Genomic DNA, 14,986 nt, shown 5'->3' on the forward strand with positions numbered 1-14,986 from the left:
GCCGGTCAGCGCGCGGTGCTGGCGAGGTCGGCGGTGGAGAAGAGTTCGCCCTGACCGGCCGGAGTCGTGGCGCGGGAGCTGCGCGAGGGTCGGGAGGCACGCGTCGGTGTCGGCGGGCGGCGAGGGCGGGGGCCGGTGTACGCGGCCAGGATCTGGATGTGGTGGTCGCGGAGGACGTCGTCGTTGCGGCCGGAGTCGGGCACGTAGACGTTGAGGTCGGGGTCGTCGACGTTATAGGCGGTCCAGCACAGCATGTGGTGCGCGCCGGACGTGCGCGGGTCGCTGCAGATCTTCATCGCGTCGGCGCGCGTGACCCGCCAGAGCACCCGCCGGTACGGCCGATTCGAGTGCTTGCTGACGATGAAGACGACGACCTCGTCCTCGGGGGAGTCGGGGCTATCGGACATGCTCGGCTCCGGCGTCCAGCCAGATGAACTGCCAGCCGGGCACGGGGCCGCGTCCGGCGTGGCGCAGCAGGTAGCTGCCGAGGAAGTCGAGCGCGCGACGGTCCGCGGGAGGCGCACCGTTGGCGGCCGGTGCCATGCGGCGCCAGAGATCCTGGGGGTTGTCGGGGACGGCGCCGATGGAGACGAAGGTGTAGTAGTCGGTGTCATCCCCGGCGTACCACCAGGTCGCGATGACACGCGCCAGGGCGTTGGCGGTGCGGTTGTCAAGCCCGGCCGGGTCGTGATCGTGGATGTGCAGCGCGGCTCGCACGAGGTCTGCGTCGGACATGGTTCCTCCAGCGTCGAAGCGGGTGGACAGCAGAAGGGCCGGTGGGCCAGCCGTCGTGGCTGGCCCACCGGCCTGAAGGGGGTGGTGCCCGGTCGGCGGGGAAGTGTCGACCGGGCACCAGGTCGGTCAGAACGGCGGGTTACCCTCGCCGCTGGCGCTGCTGGCACCGGCCCCGACGAGCTGCGGCTCAGGGGCGGCACCCCACGGGTCGTCGTCGCCGACCTCGGCAGTCGGCGCGGTCGTCTCGGCAGGTGCCTGCTTGCGCTGGTTGTTCTTCTTGACCTTGGTGACCTTGGCGGTGGCGTACCTGAGCGACGGGCCGAGTTCGTCGACCTCCAGCTCGACCACGGTGCGCTTCTCGCCTTCCTTGTTCTGGAAGGTGCGCTGCTTGAGCCGCCCCTGCACGACGACCCGGGCACCGGACTCGATGCTGTCGACGATCTGCTCGCCGAACTTTCCCCAGGCGTTGCAGCGCATGTACAGCGTCTCGCCGTCCTCCCACTCGCCACGCTGCTTGTTGAAGGTCCGCGGGGTGGACGCGACGGTGAAGTTGGCGACGAACGCCCCGGTCGGGAAGAACCGGCCTTCGGGCGCGGCGGTGGTGTTGCCGACGACGGTGATGATGGTGTCTCCAGCCATTTGTGGGCCTCCTGGGCTCGTGGCGGTGTGTGGAACGCGGCGTAGCCTCAGCACACCCCGGTCCGGGGGTCGCCCTTAGGCGACGGCCCCGGCCCGGCTCATCCGCTCGGTGTGGACCGGCCTTTGCGAACTGGCGGTGACCTGGGTGCAGGCACGGGCCGGTTCACCCGGGCGGATCGGCGCCGGGCTTCGGGGCCGCTGGGCCCCCGGCCGGGGTGTGCTTACCTTCGGGCGGTCCACTCACCGGCGAGCCCGCGAGGCCACCTCGGCAGACACCACAGCCGTCGGCTCGGCGACACGCCGCTCGTTGTCCACTGGCCCGCTCTGCTCATGTGTGAGCTGGCTTCGCTAGTCGGTGACCTCGGACCACTCCCATGTCTGGCCGACGAGGTACCGGCCGTCGGCGTCGGGCTCGATGCGCTCGGGCTGGTAACCGTGCTGGCCGGAGTACTCGTCGTCGAGGAGCACGATGCCGTCGTTGTCCCAGTAGCCCCGGCTGTAGCTGGGATCGATGGTCAGGTGTGCGTGATTGAGCCATGCGACAAGCGCTTCGGCGACCACGCACCGGAAGCGGGGACTGGCGACCCTTTTCCCTCGTTCGTCCTCGATCAGTGCGGGAAACGCGGGGCAAGGCTCCTCGAGCGCGACGTAGTGTTCGCCGGGCTCGGCGCGCAGAACATCAGGCGTGAGCAGGCGAGACCGCTCAGCATGGATGACCTCGGGGCTCGTGGTGGGCACGGACAAGAACCACGTCCACGCCTCGTCACCGTGGACGGGATACAGACCGTCGCTGCCGGGGCAGATGTCTTGCGAATGGAAGTCCTCGGCACCCGGCACGTGGGCGATCACGGTTCCTGCGGGGCGCCCGGCGGAATCGAGATCGGGGATCTCCAGCCGAATGCGGGTGTGGCTACGTAGCCACCGCTGCAACTCCCGAAGGACTTCCGGACGCATGCGAGGCTGAGCCCACCAGTGACCGTCAGCGCCGCGAGCACGGGCGTTCTCAATCCGAGCGGGGAAGCTGACGTCGTGGCCGGGCTCGCTAATGGGTGTGGCCAGCTTGACGTAGTACTCATTCGGCAGGGCGCGGGTAGGTGTCATGACCGATTCCCTTTCCAGGTACGCGAAAGCGGGGTGGGATGGGCACCAGGCGGTGTCCGGTCGGCGGCGACGCCGGACCGGACACCGGGTCCTGGTCAGCGAGGAACGTCATCGCTCGGGCTGATCTGTGGCGTGCGGGGATGCCGACGGTGCGGGTGCCGTCGTCGCGTCGCTGAGCTGGTCGCGGACTTTCTGGGCGGCCTCGTTCATGGCTTGGCGGAGCTTGTTGTGCGGAAGGCTGTGGTCGAGGCAGCGGCCCAGGAGGTGCCCGAGCGGAACTGGGGTAGCGGCTGCCTCGAGTGCGCAGCTTGCCCCGGCACCATCGCCGCGGCAGTAGGCATGGGTGGCGATCACCGTGGCCAACTCGCTGGCGTACGGCTCCGGGGTTAGCCGCCACAAGTGCAGGGCGAGGTTTTCCGTGCCGATGCTGATGTCGGCGGAGGGGGCGGCGAGCAAGGCATGGCGGAGGACGCTGGCCGCGAAGGTCGCCACGAGGTCGGCCATGACTGTGTCGTCTGTCGGCAGCTCGCCTTCGCTGGCGGCACGGATCGCGCCGTCCGCGCGGGCCAAGCGGGCCCGCGTGGCAGCAGAGCGGGCGCCCTCCAGGCGGGCGGTGCGCGCGGCTGCGTTGATGAGCGGACGTAAACGTGCACGATCGGCGTCCGGGGCAGGGGTGTACCGCATGGCGAGGTCCTCGCGGCTGGCGGCGATGGTGTACCCGGAGGCCGTTGCTATGGCGGCGGCCGCGGTGCCAGCGGGGTCAGGCAGGGTCCCCCTGCGGGTCCCATCGAGATAGGACTGCCATGGTGTCCCGGCGGCGAACTGGGACACGAACACGATGTCCAGCTCCGTCAAGCCGCGTTGCAGCAAGGTCGTTGCCACCGTGCGCATCGTCGGCCGCAGCGGCAGAACAGTGGCGTGTGGTGCCGCGCCGCTGCTGGCGGGGACGAGGACGCCGAAAAGCTGTGCGACGGAAAGATCTGCGAGGTTGGCGGCGAGCCGGCTGGCCCAGATCGTGGGGGCCTCGGTCAGCTGCGCAAGATCGATGCGCTGCACTGCGCCGAACTTGCGCCGACCGTCCGGCTGATTAATGGACGAGATCAGCACGAACGAGTCACGGGGGACAAACCCGAGCAACGCGGGGACGGAAGCGATCAGGTCGCTCATCGACGAGATGGCGGCGGCCATGGCGGAAGTCCTTTCCAGATCGGGAAAAGGTGCGGTTAGTCAACGGACTCAGGGACGGAACAGGGCCTCGTCTCCTTCTCGATGGCCGAGAAGGAGACGAGGTCGGGAAGAGTGATTAGGCGTGCAGCTCGGTCTCGAAGGTGTAGCGGGCGAGGTGACCGAGCCAGGGCAGCGACGGCGGCTGGGCGCCTGAGCCTTCACCGGGAATGAGACCGTTGATCGCGACGCTCCAGTAGTCGCCGCGCCGCCCGTATGGAGCGCTTTCGCGGCGATACACGAGAATCACGTCGCGGCCGGTTCGGCGGCGCGCGTGGGCGGTGACCCGCATGCCGATCGGATGGCGGGTGCGCGGCACAACGAGGTCTTGATACCGCAGGGAGATCGGTGTCGCGTCGAGCGCGCGGCAGAGTTCGACGAGGACACCGCGGGCGGCATTCCACGCCCCGAACTCGCCGAGGTTGCCGCGGCGTGGAATATTGCTGACCACGGTGTCGGGCAGCAGGTAGGAGCGGCTCCAGTCGTACGGCGTGAGCCAGCGTGCCTGCGGAGGCATCGTCACGCCACCTCCGTGCCGTCGGCGGCGGCGATCGCGCGGGTGAGAATGCCGCGCGCCTCCTGCCGGAGCATGCGCTGCGTGGAGGTGCGGTAGCCAGCGAGGCCGCCGTAGAGCGGATCACACGCGGCGGTGACCGCGGCGTCGGTGCAGCGGCCGTCCGAGGTGAGGTAGGGGTAGGCGGCGTCCACGACGCGGAACGCCTCGGTGAGGTAGTGCACGTGGATTGACTGGTTCACGGCCCGGACCAGCGCGGCCTTGTGCTGGCGAATCCGGTACAGGTGCTCGAAAAAGTGGGTGGGCCCGGTGGTGATGCGGCGTGTGTTGAACTCGGTCTCGATCAAGGTGCAGGCGTTATCGAACACAGCGGCATCGTCAGCGGCGGCCGGTGCGTCGAGGGCGGACGTGGACATGGCGAACCTCCGGATCGCGTGCGGGTGGACGCCTACTCCGCAGCACACCCGTGTCCCCGGGCGCACCACCCCGGTCACGGTCGCGGCGCAGCAGTAGCCGGCGCCCGGGGCCGGGTGTGCTCTACTGGCGGCGGCCAGCCCGCACGCCGGAGGGCGCATGACCGTGACGTTGCTGGCGCAGTGGGCGCAGGGAACGGTGACGCGGTTGCACGAGGCTCGTGGCGCGGCGATGCCAGCGCAGGGCGAAGTCGGCGCAGTTGGTGCAGGAACCGGGATGTGCGCAGCCGGGCATGGCTCGGCCGTGCCATCGGGCGGATCGCGACCACGCGAGAGAATCCACACTGGACAGTTCGACCGGACAGCGCGCGAGAACGTGCTGGGAGACCCCGAAACGATGGAGCGTGATGCCGAGATCGCGGAGGCTGCGGATGATACGTACCACGGTCGAGGTCTGACCGGCGCCGCGTCGGCACAGACTTCCCACCCCGACAAGCGGCTCTCGCGTGAGATCGATACCCGCGCATCGGTATTGAAAGGCATGATCGAGGTATTGGTCGGGTTCCCAGCCCTGCAAGACCGGCAGCCATGGGACGAACGGGAACTGCTCACGCAGGTAGATCAGGTTCTCGATAGTATCGGACTGGTGTTCTGCCACCGGAAGACCGGATGCGGCTCGTGCTTGCGGTTCACAGGGAATGTCCTGTGGAGCGCAGAACACTGGCGGTGTCCCTACATTGTCCAGGACGCGAGTGACTCGTGAGCCGAACAAGTCTGGATCGCATCGCCAGGTGCCGAAGCGTGTGATCTCGGTGTAGGAACCACTGTCCAAAATCTACAAGTTGAACGCCTTCGGGTGTCGTTCCCAGTCGTCGGCGTAGGGATGCATGGTGTTCAGGGACACGCACATCGGGACAGAAAGCTGCTCCAACCATCGTCCATGATGGACGCCTAAGTAAACCGTGGTCACGGTTGCCCTCCGACGATGAATACCGGGGATGGCCGCCATGCGGGGGACGCCCGGTCGGGACGCTTCCTGTCATGTCGCACGGTGGTGTACTGGGGTGTTCCCGATCGGGCGTTTGATCGGGAACACCCGGTACCTGTGTGATCGGCCTGGCGATGACGGTGCGCGGTGCGCGGATTCGGGAACCGTGGTTAGGGATAACGAGGCTGGTGGTCAGGACGACGAAGATCCGGGCTCACCGGCCGAGATCAACACTCGTTGCTCGTGAGGATCGGACCTGTGCGCTCGGGCGCGGGGATCCCGATACCGGGCAGTGGAAGCCGGGCATTGGTGCGGAGGTCGCGGAGTACCCAGTCAGCGGAATGCGGCCGGGGTCGGCCGGTTCGCGGGTGCGCCACACAGCGCCATTCGTCGTTGTCGGGCTCCGGGTAGTACATGCCAGGAACGGAGCCAGGGTCCAAGAGAGGCTCTTGGCAGTAACGGCACTCGGGCCAGAAGCTGGTGGTCTCCCAGTCCACATTGTCCGGGCATTCATTCTCGTGACGGTCAGCCTCATAAAGCGAGACGTCACCAGCACGCACCAGTTGCAGGTGTGTCCGCGCGGGCATGGTCTTGCGCGCCACGACGTAGACCCAGTCCTGGGGATGGCGTTCTTCGACATCGAGCGGCGCGTCGACGTAGGGCTCAACCAGGTCACGGTCTGCGGCGACCAACCCAAGGGCGGTGGGAAAGGTGAGCGCCGGCGCCGTGAGCCCCGGCTGCCACCGCAGCCCGAGCCGATCGAGCGGGTAGTACCCCTCCTCGTCTGGCTGGATCACCGCGAAGCGACAGCTCCGCCAGAGCACGACGAGGAGCCAGTCGACAAAGCGCACGGTCTGGATTCCGGTACCCGACCAGGGGCGGCGGTCCAAGATCCGGTTCACCACGTCGCGGCGAAACCACGGGTCGGCGCGGAACCATGGAATGCCACTGGCGTTGGGCACCCACGCCGGGTAATCGATGTCGTCGCCCTGCACGCGCACCAGAGATTCGGTCCGGACACACGGAACGTCCTGACGCGTGCGGTCGCGGTGTTCTGGCTCGGGATTGTCGGTGGGTGACGACATGCCAGTCCTCCTAACAGTTCGTGGATATCAGAGAAATGCGGAAACCCGGAACGCCACCGATTGCGGATAGGGAGACGACGGGGTCGGCGGTAACCCAAAGGCGGGGTGTGCTCGACCAGTAGGCCACTGATCGAGCACACCCCCGCGGAACACGCGCAGCGAGACCCTGATGGGGTCGGCTACTCGTCTTCTTCGTCGGCGTCCAGGTCGTCGGTGCTGCCTACCCACCAGTCGTCGAGCGTGACGTCAGAATCGCCGCTGGTGACCGTGAGCGCGTCTTCGACCCAAGACCTGGCCTGAGCGAGGTCGGTCGCGTTTCGGACGGTCACCTTGACGTTGACCGTGACGTGCCCGGTGTAGGTGTACTGCAGCTCCGGAAGGCCGAGGTCGTCGAGGACCCGGTTGGTTCCGTTGGCGCACCAGCCGTCCGGTCGCTGGTGCTGGGCAATGACCTCCCGGCGCACCCGCCGCTCGAACTCCTGGCGCTCGGCGCGCAGTCGAGCAAGGGCCTGGTCGTCGGCCGTATCGGCGGACGACATGGTCGCCGGGTGCTGGGCAGTGTGGCCGAGGGAAATGGTCATGACTTGATGACTCCTTACTGCCGTGAATGTGGCGAGAAAAGCACGGAAAAGGGTGAGCGGGTACCGCTCACCGTGACGTGGTGAGTCGGTGTCCAGCGCGGAGATGTTCCCGGAAGGCCGCGAGGGTGACATTCGCCCGGCCGACTTTCTGTGAAAACTCGAATAACTCCTGTGCCCGTGCTTGGCGCAGGAGTTGTTGTGCCGACTGGCGTTTCTGAGCAGCGCGGCGGGGCGGCCCCAGACGTGCCTGATCGAGGCTGCGTCGCGCCATCGCGCGAAGCTCGGCGGCGGACTTGCTCATCGTCAGTTCACCACCACGCTGATGGGGTACGACACGGTGACGTCGAGGTCCTGCGTGGTGATCCGTGCGTCGGAACCGACGCGCTCGGCCACGATCCGGTCCAGAGCTTCCCGTACCGCTTCGCGGCCGCTCGCGCTCGCCAGGGACAGCATCCTTTCGCGAGCCGTGAAGAGGTCGTTGTCGTCAGTCTGCAAGTTGACGGAGAACTGGACGTTGGAGCGTGCGGCGTACTGAGGCTCGTAGAGGTCGAGCCCGAGCCGAAGCAGAGAGGTGTTGAGCTCGTCGAGTTTCCAGTCGCCGTCGTGAAAGCCTTGGATGGCGCGGTTACGCACGCGGTTGCGATATTCGGCGAGGTCGTGCCGTGCCTGCTCCAGTTCGGACAGTTTTGGGTTTGTGGTGAAGGGGCAGGTGATGTCGTTGGTCATAATGTGGGTCCTTTCCGCGTTGCCTGGCGGGAGAGCCGGGCTCGGTTGGTGTGTGGAGCGCGGCGCAGCCAGCACGCCCTGGCCGGGGTGCCTGCGACCGAGGGCTGGCTCGTCCGGTCGGGGTGGACCGGCCCATTCGTCGAACCGGTGAGGCGATGTCGGTGGCGGCCGGTTCACCCGAGCGGATGCGGTCAGCTTCCGAGGCCGCTTGAACACCCCGGTCGTGGCGTGCTTTTCTTGGGCCGGTCCACGCACCTCAAGCCCGGTCGACGTCGGGACTCATGACGCCGTGCATGTCGGTCGCGCCGGGAAGCCACTGCGCGCGCGATGGGGACTCGGACGGTCGGATCGTTGGCATGGAATTCAACAGTGACCGACCCCCGATAAGGACTGTCGACGTGGACCTGAGTGCGTTCGTTGCGACAGGCACTGATCGAGCACAGCCCGGCGCATTCGTGGAAAAGGCCTTGCGGCGACTACTCGTTGTTGTCCGTACTGGTTGATGGCAGCGTGCCCAGTGTTGTGAGGGCGCGCCGCAGGAAATGACGAATCTCTTCGCGCGGGCCTTGGACGACCAGAGCGGCGTCGTCGGGGTCACCGATGATGAGACCGAATTCCTTTGCTGGTAGTCGATCCGCGCCCACCGGCTCGCCTGGCTCGGCGAGCTGAATGCGGCAGTTGGGATGGACAAATTGGTATGTCTCGCTCATTCGAGCCTCCACAGTGAACAGGTGGCTTGGATGCGCAGAGCAGTCCCGGACGCGTCGTCGGTGCGGGGAGGTGGTCTCAAGACTCGGATTGCGCACTCGAGGTGGCGTCAGGAACGAAATGAGCGCGCACAACCGGCTCACCACGGTCGACGGCGTCACGAACGATGTCGAGTGCGGCCCGCAAGCAGTCGCGGACGGCCTTCTTGCTCCGTCGCGCGGCGGGATGGTGGTGGACCACCACGGAATCGACAGGCCGGTGACGTTCACGGCGCAGGCCACAGTGGTCGAGTTCGTCCACGCTGTAGAGCGTGGCAGTGAAACCGGACTCCGACTGGAAGGCGATGCGGAGGCGCGCTTGTGGTTGCCATCCGGTGTCGCGCGGTGTGCCGAGGTTCCAGCAGGCAGTAATGGTGTAGTCCTCGATGCGCAGCACAGGATCGCGGTGTGGTGAGACCACAGTCGCCGCCGCCGGAGGATCCGGAGTGGTCGGCTCGCCGACTTCCGGGCGTACGTCGGTTTTGTGGATGGTGTAGCCGGTGTCCCGGATGTCGCCGTCGATCGCGACGTAGAGACCTTGGTCTTGCACGATGACGCCGTGGTGGTCGAAGTGGTGCTCGTCGTAGGTGAAACACACCCGGTCGCCCGGCAGGTATCGGTGCTGGAGCAGGGGCAGCCAGCCGTCGGGAACGATGCTGGCCGGTACGAGGAGCTTTTCCAGTTCGACGGAGTTGGGTTGGCGTTGCCACAGCCACACTGGCGGTTCCGCTGGGGCGGCTGAAGAATCTACTTCGGACATGCGGTGATGACTCCCTTTCGTGCGCAGCTGGGAGATGGAGACGGCGGCCGGTCAGGTGCGGGAGCGATCGGGGATGACCCGCGGGCGTTGTCGACCGGCCTCGATGCCGTCGTGGATGGTGTTGGACAGCTCCTTCCAGTCGAAGTCGGCGACGCCGAGGTGATGGCGAGCGGCGTCGGTGAGGTGGTAAGTGATGGCCGAGCGGGTGATCCAGTCGTTGGCGAGCAGTTCGCCCAGGGCGGCCGCGGCGGCGTAGAGGGTGATGTGCCGTTCGCCCTCTTCGGCGGTGGCGACGTTGTGGCGCTCCCCGGCGATGGCGGCGTTGACGTAGGCGGTGACGCGCCGGCCAGTCGCCGGGAGCACCGGGACCTGCGTCGGCCGAGACGGCGGCGGAGGTGGAGTCAGTGCGGTGATCAGCCATTCGGGCAACGGAGCCACCGGCAGATCCCGCAGCACGGTGTAGGGCACTGCCCGGCCGTCGATGACCTGGACGGAGCCGACGAAGGTGACCGCGGCACCAGGGCCGCGGGTGTCGGCCCGCCAGCCCAGCCCCCGGCCGCGTTCGCCGACCGTGCTACGCAGCACGGCACCTGGCGGCCGGAGGAAGTACCGGTGCTCACCGTCGCGCGGGGTCGCCACCGTAAACGTCGCGACCGGATCGGGCTGCCGCGCCCGTTCGGCCAGCAGCGCGATGACATCGCGGCCGTGGTTGACACCCAAGGCCGCCCAGTGCGCCGGGACCGGGCCGTGCGCGGCATCCAGGTCGAGCACGAGCAGCCCGGAGGGCCCGCAGGCGATGCCCACGTTGCTGGTGGGAAACCGCTGCCACCAACGGCGGATCCGTACCGGATCGAGGGTGGCGCGCTGTTCCCATCGCTTGATCGACGGCTTCTTGGTGCCGGGGTCGAGCGGGAACACCCGCCACCCCCGTCCGACTGCGGTGAGCGCGGCCTGCATGAGGGCGGTGGAGTCGGCCAGTTCCGGAGGCGAGGCCACCGCCGCGAGGGCGCTCACTGGGCCAGGCCGACGCCGTCGTGACCCGGCAGCGGGTCGATGACCATGGCAGCGGCGTTGTCGGTGCCGCCGAAATACTGGGCGGCGACGGTGAGCTTGTGCGCGCAGGTCCGCGGATCGCCGAACAGCCGGGCGGCTCGCGCGATACTGCGGCGGGGCACGGCCTTGTGCACCCCGTCGCTGGTCAACAGCAGCCGGCGCCGCGGACCGAAGGTGGCGACGTGGCCGATGGTGCTCTCGGTGGCAGAACCGACCGAGGACATCACCACGCGGTCGTGAGGCCCAGCGAGCTTCTCGAGCTCGTCAAGCCGCCCCTCGTACCGGGACGCCAGGGATCGGCGCAGATCCTGACCACGGGTGTGGTCCAGGGTCAGCTGGGCGAGCAGGTCGTGTTCGGGGCGGTACTCGTAGGCTCGGCAGTCCCCGACCCAGGCCACGTCCCACCCGCCGCCCTTGTCATCGGGGAGGGGCGTTGCGACGACCAGGACGGTGTCCTCGTAGGCCAATCCGCTTAGGGCGTCGGTGGCGGCGAGCAACCCGGCGACGCTGCCGCGCTCGGCGGCGACATACGACGCCACGGACGCGGCGCTGCCCGCGGCGTAGGCGGGCAACGGGCCGTCACCGATGCCGTCGGCCACCGCCCACGCCTGCTGGCCGCCGGTAATGGACACGTGGATCCCGGTGGCGTCGGCCTGGTAACTGCGGTCGCCGATGCGCAAGGCCCAACCGGGATAGAACCCCTGGCGCTCGGCAGCGAAACGACGATGGTGGCGCGCCAGCACCCGCGCGTCATGACGGGACTCGGCGCATTCGGCCCAACCACATCGGCACACTGCGTGCGCCCAGCGCGGACCGGGCGGTAGTTCGGAGTGTGGCCAGACCGGGTGGTACTGCGCGGAAAACGTCGTCGTGCGGTGAACATCCTGTGGCGCAGCAGGAAGATGAGGATGCATCGCGGGAATCTCCATTCCACACTGGCTTCGAGTGGCCAGAAAAAGAAGAAGGGAAGCACGACAGCGGGTGGGCGCGGAGCGCAGCGGCCTCCGCACCCACCCGCTGTCGACATCAGGGACGAGTGACGCGGGAACTAGACCGTGGCGCTGCTCATTTCCCACGCCTCGTCAGCCTCGGTGGACTCTGATTCCCCATCGGGATCGGAAAAACCGTCAACGGACTCGGGATCGTCCACCTCGTCATCCCCGAATTCGTCATCCCCAGGGCTGTCCTCGTCCTCCTCGGCGTCTTCGCCGTCGCCGTGTTCGTCTTCGTCGGCCTCGACTTCACCGGCGCCGTCGCCCTCGATGTCTCCGGCCGACTCGTGGGTGCCGAGCTGGGCGGCGACCACGTCCTCCTCGCGCTCGGGGTTGAGGACCTTGCGTTCCACATCGGAGGCGTCATAGCCCCAGTCGATGATCGCGGACATGTACTCCTTCTCGAACTCCCACGGCTTGCGCCACGCATCGCGCGTGAGGTCCGTCTCCATGGCGCACAACGTAAGGAACACGTCGTAGATGACGGCCTTGGACGCAGATGCTGCAGATGCTGTGGTGATCTCGTCCGGGAGCTGGCTGGGCTGTCCGTAACCGGGCTCGGGCAGCTTGAGCAACTCGTGGGCCAGTTTGTGATTGCGTTCCATCGCCCTGCGCAGCTCGTGACTGCCCTTGGCCTTCTGCACCGCGAGGAACACCTGGGCACCCCGCGGTACCTTCTTGCGGTTGACGAAATTGACCAGCCAGTTGCGCCGCTCGCGCTTCGCCGCGTCCCAGAGCTTGTTATTCTCGATCACCCAGCGCCGCAGGATCCGCGCGGCCTGGCGCGCTCGTTCCTCCGCAGCCGCCGCGGCGGCCGCCTCAGTGTCGCCGTGCTCGCCGTCATCGTCCTCGGTGGACACGTCATCGGTGGTGGCCGGAGTCACCGTGGTGCTGAACTCCGCCTGGCCTTCCGGGGCGTGTGCGAGTGCGTGGCCGTGTGCCCGGAAATCGGTGCACCCGTACTTGGCGACGACGATGGGGTTCTCGTCGTCGTCGTAGTCCTCGTCGATCCAGGCGGCGTGCCCGGGGCAGCTCGCGTGGGCTTCGACAGTGAGCTCGGTGTAGGGTTCGCTGTCCGGTGACGGGCGCAGCCGGTCGAGCGAGCGTGCGTCCCCGGTCCAGTCGTTGACCGAGGGATCGAGGATGGTGACCCCTGCCTCGGTCAGCTCCTGGGTGAGCCGCTCGGTGAGTTCCCGAACACGCTCCCTCTCGGCGCGGTCCTGACGCTTGCTTTCGGCGAGGACCTTGAAATTGTTGGGGTTTTGGAGCGCAGTCTTGATGAGTTCCTTGGCGGTGTCGAGGTCGCCGGAGCCCTCGAACTCCGCGACCACCGCCATCTGCTCCAGGTCGAGGCCGTAGCGGTCGGCGGCCGCGGCGGCGAGTTCACTGTCGCCCACCTTGAGCACGTTCTCGATGTGCTGGGCACCGCCGGCGCCGCGGTTGAGCTTGCGGGCGATTCCTGCGGGCTTGAGGTTGAACGCGGCCAGCTGTCGCACGGCGTTGTACTCGTCGCCACGGGTGAGACCCTTCCGCAGGTCGTTCTCGTTGACCTGCGCGACGATCCGCTCGATCGCGGCCTTGCGCTTGTCCGCCGGGGGCGGTGCCTGCATCCACACCGGTAGCTCGCACCCGGCCTCACGAGCGTTGAGGACGCGACGCTGCCCCATGGTGATCATCACGGTGCCGTCCTCGGCGCGGTAGCCCTTCACGGCCGTGTCCACTCCGCGGCTGCGCATATCGCGGACCGTGTCGTCATCGGCGTCCGCGTTCTCCTGGCGGACGTTCTCGTCGATCACGACCTCGTTCGGGTCGAAGCGGAGAATCCGGTCGTACTCGTCCTCCCACTCCGCGCGCCGCTGCGTCAGGTCGTCGGAAGCCGCAACCGCGCCGCTGGCGAGATCGGTGCTCTCGTCGGACTCCTGCGGCACCGCAACAGTGGTGTCCGCGCTTTCGTCGACGATCGGCTCGCCGCCGCGCTGGTCGGGAAGATCAACAGTGCTGGTCACTAGACGCTCCTTCACACGGGGACGGCTGGCCCCCGCACGCGCGGGAACCAACCCCGAACCCCGCACCGCCCCGGTCTGCTGGGTGATTGGCGCAGCAGAGGAAAAGGGGAATGCGGGTGTCCCGGTCGGGACGCACTCGACCCAGCGGGGCCGCCCGCGCCGCCGGAGAGCCCGACCAGAGCGTCAACTGGCGGTATCATCGAAAAATCGCGGGCTCCCGGCGGCGCCAGGCTCCGCTAGAGTGCGTCGTCCCGACCGGACACCCCGCTTCCTCCCGCGCTGCCACAACGACTAGGTGGCTGGTGTCTTGGCGGCTAAGAATTTTGGCGTGTTGGTCGCCCGGTGGTGGTGATCGTTTCGACAGGATGACTGGGTGACGTTGGGACGTGCACCCCGCCAGACCGATCTGTTGTGTTCGACGGTGGGCTACTGCGAGGGGCGGGTCGCCCCTGATTCGATCTACGGGGTGCTGCATCGGGAATGCTTCGCGCTGTTCCCGGATGAGCTGTTCGCGGACCTGTTCACGGATGTGGGGCGCCGGTCGGTGCCGCCGATGATCGTGGCGGTGGTGATGGTGCTGCAACGCATCGAGGGCCTGTCGGATCGGGAGGCGGTCGAGCGGTTCGCCTTCGACGCCCGCTGGAAGTACGCCGCCGGGGGTCTGGATTTTGACTATCCGGGGTTTGTGCACACCGTGCTGGTGGATATGCGCGCCAGGTTGGGCCGTTCGGTTCGGCCGGACCGGATCTTCCAGGTGACGCTGGATGTTGCCCGGCAGGCTGGTCTGGTCGGGCGTAAGCGGGTGCTGGATTCCACCCCGCTGTATGACGCGGTGGCCACGATGGACACCATCACCCTGATCCGCTCGGCGATCCGTGGTCTGCTGGCCGCTGCCGATGCCGGGTTGTCGGCGCGGTTGCGCACGGCGCTGGCATCCGGTGACGACTACGCCAGCGCCGCGAAGCCGCAGATCGATTGGGACGATCAGGCCGCCCGGGAGGCGTTGATCGACTCCCGGGCCCGGGACGGGTTCGCGCTGCTGGCGCTGCTGGATGGCCGGGAGTCGGGTGAGGCGGTGAGCCGGGCGGCACGGTTGCTGGCCATGGTGTTGGGGCAGGACCTGACCGATGGCGAGGACGGGGTGTTTCGGATCGTGCGCACGGTCGCCCCGGATCGGATCATCTCGACCGTGGATCCCGATGCCCGCCACGGCCACAAGACCAACGCCCACAGTTTTGACGGCTACAAGGGGCATATCGCGATCGATCCCGACACCGAGGTCATCACCGCCACCGGGGTCACACCCGGCAACAGTGGTGACGCGGAGGTTGCCGAGAGGCTGCTGACCGACATCCTCCCTGCCGAAGCCGAAGCCGAAGCCGAAGCCGAAGCCGAAGCCGAAGCCGAAGCCGAAGCCGAAGCC

The 14,986-nt window shown here is 67.7% G+C and carries 17 protein-coding genes; 1 reads left to right on the plus strand and 16 read right to left on the minus strand.

What is annotated here, in order from left to right; all coding sequences use genetic code 11:
• Nucleotides 1-5: 5 nt before the first annotated feature.
• The 16 genes from FXO23_RS30925 to FXO23_RS31000 form a co-directional block, all read right to left on the minus strand.
• Nucleotides 6-407 (minus strand): hypothetical protein, encoded by a 402-nt coding sequence (locus FXO23_RS30925; protein ID WP_158889024.1) that lies wholly within the window; start codon nucleotides 405-407, stop codon nucleotides 6-8.
• Complete coding sequence (locus tag FXO23_RS30930; protein ID WP_158889025.1) at nucleotides 397-735, minus strand: hypothetical protein; 339 nt, start codon at nucleotides 733-735, stop codon at nucleotides 397-399. The genes FXO23_RS30925 and FXO23_RS30930 overlap by 11 nt, the downstream gene beginning before the upstream one ends.
• Nucleotides 736-861: 126 nt before the next feature.
• Nucleotides 862-1,374, minus strand: coding sequence for a single-stranded DNA-binding protein (ssb, locus tag FXO23_RS30935; protein ID WP_158889026.1), 513 nt, complete (start codon nucleotides 1,372-1,374; stop codon nucleotides 862-864).
• Nucleotides 1,375-1,722: 348 nt separating this feature from the next.
• Nucleotides 1,723-2,475, minus strand: a complete 753-nt coding sequence (locus FXO23_RS30940; RefSeq protein WP_158889027.1) for a hypothetical protein — start codon at nucleotides 2,473-2,475, stop codon at nucleotides 1,723-1,725.
• Between the two features lie 108 nt (nucleotides 2,476-2,583).
• Entirely contained in the window at nucleotides 2,584-3,663 is a 1,080-nt protein-coding gene (locus FXO23_RS30945; protein WP_158889028.1) for a DUF4192 domain-containing protein, read from the minus strand.
• Nucleotides 3,664-3,778: 115 nt separating this feature from the next.
• Complete coding sequence (locus FXO23_RS30950; protein ID WP_158889029.1) at nucleotides 3,779-4,222, minus strand: hypothetical protein; 444 nt, start codon at nucleotides 4,220-4,222, stop codon at nucleotides 3,779-3,781.
• On the minus strand, nucleotides 4,219-4,629 hold the full coding sequence (locus FXO23_RS30955; protein ID WP_158889030.1) for a hypothetical protein: 411 nt from the start codon (nucleotides 4,627-4,629) through the stop codon (nucleotides 4,219-4,221). The genes FXO23_RS30950 and FXO23_RS30955 overlap by 4 nt, the downstream gene beginning before the upstream one ends.
• A 121-nt stretch (nucleotides 4,630-4,750) precedes the next feature.
• Nucleotides 4,751-5,458, minus strand: coding sequence for a deazapurine DNA modification protein DpdA family protein (locus FXO23_RS52725; protein WP_425484924.1), 708 nt, complete (start codon nucleotides 5,456-5,458; stop codon nucleotides 4,751-4,753).
• Nucleotides 5,459-5,841: 383 nt separating this feature from the next.
• On the minus strand, nucleotides 5,842-6,699 hold the full coding sequence (locus tag FXO23_RS30965) for a hypothetical protein (protein ID WP_158889032.1): 858 nt from the start codon (nucleotides 6,697-6,699) through the stop codon (nucleotides 5,842-5,844).
• Nucleotides 6,700-6,878: 179 nt separating this feature from the next.
• Nucleotides 6,879-7,280 (minus strand): hypothetical protein, encoded by a 402-nt coding sequence (locus FXO23_RS30970; RefSeq protein WP_158889033.1) that lies wholly within the window; start codon nucleotides 7,278-7,280, stop codon nucleotides 6,879-6,881.
• A gap of 303 nt (nucleotides 7,281-7,583) precedes the next feature.
• A complete protein-coding gene (locus tag FXO23_RS30975; RefSeq protein ID WP_158889034.1) occupies nucleotides 7,584-8,006 on the minus strand; it encodes a hypothetical protein in 423 nt (140 codons plus the stop codon).
• 476 nt (nucleotides 8,007-8,482) lie between these two features.
• Complete coding sequence (locus tag FXO23_RS30980) at nucleotides 8,483-8,716, minus strand: hypothetical protein (RefSeq protein WP_158889035.1); 234 nt, start codon at nucleotides 8,714-8,716, stop codon at nucleotides 8,483-8,485.
• A 76-nt stretch (nucleotides 8,717-8,792) separates the two neighbouring features.
• The gene (locus tag FXO23_RS30985; protein WP_158889036.1) at nucleotides 8,793-9,512 is read right to left on the minus strand and encodes a hypothetical protein; all 720 of its coding nucleotides are present in this window, start codon (nucleotides 9,510-9,512) and stop codon (nucleotides 8,793-8,795) included.
• A 51-nt stretch (nucleotides 9,513-9,563) separates the two neighbouring features.
• Nucleotides 9,564-10,526: a bifunctional DNA primase/polymerase gene (locus FXO23_RS30990; protein WP_158889037.1), complete on the minus strand. Its 963-nt coding sequence runs from the start codon at nucleotides 10,524-10,526 to the stop codon at nucleotides 9,564-9,566.
• Nucleotides 10,523-11,245, minus strand: coding sequence for a PP2C family protein-serine/threonine phosphatase (locus FXO23_RS30995; protein ID WP_158889038.1), 723 nt, complete (start codon nucleotides 11,243-11,245; stop codon nucleotides 10,523-10,525). Before FXO23_RS30995 ends, FXO23_RS30990 begins: the two co-directional genes overlap by 4 nt.
• A 368-nt stretch (nucleotides 11,246-11,613) precedes the next feature.
• Nucleotides 11,614-13,563 (minus strand): ParB N-terminal domain-containing protein, encoded by a 1,950-nt coding sequence (locus tag FXO23_RS31000; protein WP_158889039.1) that lies wholly within the window; start codon nucleotides 13,561-13,563, stop codon nucleotides 11,614-11,616.
• Between the two features lie 373 nt (nucleotides 13,564-13,936).
• Between FXO23_RS31000 and FXO23_RS31005 the strand changes: the two genes are divergently transcribed.
• The coding region (locus tag FXO23_RS31005; RefSeq protein WP_218952193.1) for a transposase at nucleotides 13,937-14,986 on the plus strand (1,050 nt) is incomplete at its 3' end.

The sequence above is a fragment of the Amycolatopsis anabasis genome (genome assembly GCF_009765355.1).
GTDB lineage: Bacteria > Actinomycetota > Actinomycetes > Mycobacteriales > Pseudonocardiaceae > Amycolatopsis > Amycolatopsis anabasis.

Coding starts and splice junctions, on each gene's coding strand:
- FXO23_RS30925 (WP_158889024.1), bottom strand. CDS start 407: ATGTCCGATAGCCCCGACTCCCCCGAGGACGAGGTCGTCGTCTTCATC.
- FXO23_RS30930 (WP_158889025.1), bottom strand. CDS start 735: ATGTCCGACGCAGACCTCGTGCGAGCCGCGCTGCACATCCACGATCAC.
- ssb (WP_158889026.1), bottom strand. CDS start 1,374: ATGGCTGGAGACACCATCATCACCGTCGTCGGCAACACCACCGCCGCG.
- FXO23_RS30940 (WP_158889027.1), bottom strand. CDS start 2,475: ATGACACCTACCCGCGCCCTGCCGAATGAGTACTACGTCAAGCTGGCC.
- FXO23_RS30945 (WP_158889028.1), bottom strand. CDS start 3,663: ATGGCCGCCGCCATCTCGTCGATGAGCGACCTGATCGCTTCCGTCCCC.
- FXO23_RS30955 (WP_158889030.1), bottom strand. CDS start 4,629: ATGTCCACGTCCGCCCTCGACGCACCGGCCGCCGCTGACGATGCCGCT.
- FXO23_RS30965 (WP_158889032.1), bottom strand. CDS start 6,699: ATGTCGTCACCCACCGACAATCCCGAGCCAGAACACCGCGACCGCACG.
- FXO23_RS30970 (WP_158889033.1), bottom strand. CDS start 7,280: ATGACCATTTCCCTCGGCCACACTGCCCAGCACCCGGCGACCATGTCG.
- FXO23_RS30975 (WP_158889034.1), bottom strand. CDS start 8,006: ATGACCAACGACATCACCTGCCCCTTCACCACAAACCCAAAACTGTCC.
- FXO23_RS30980 (WP_158889035.1), bottom strand. CDS start 8,716: ATGAGCGAGACATACCAATTTGTCCATCCCAACTGCCGCATTCAGCTC.
- FXO23_RS30985 (WP_158889036.1), bottom strand. CDS start 9,512: ATGTCCGAAGTAGATTCTTCAGCCGCCCCAGCGGAACCGCCAGTGTGG.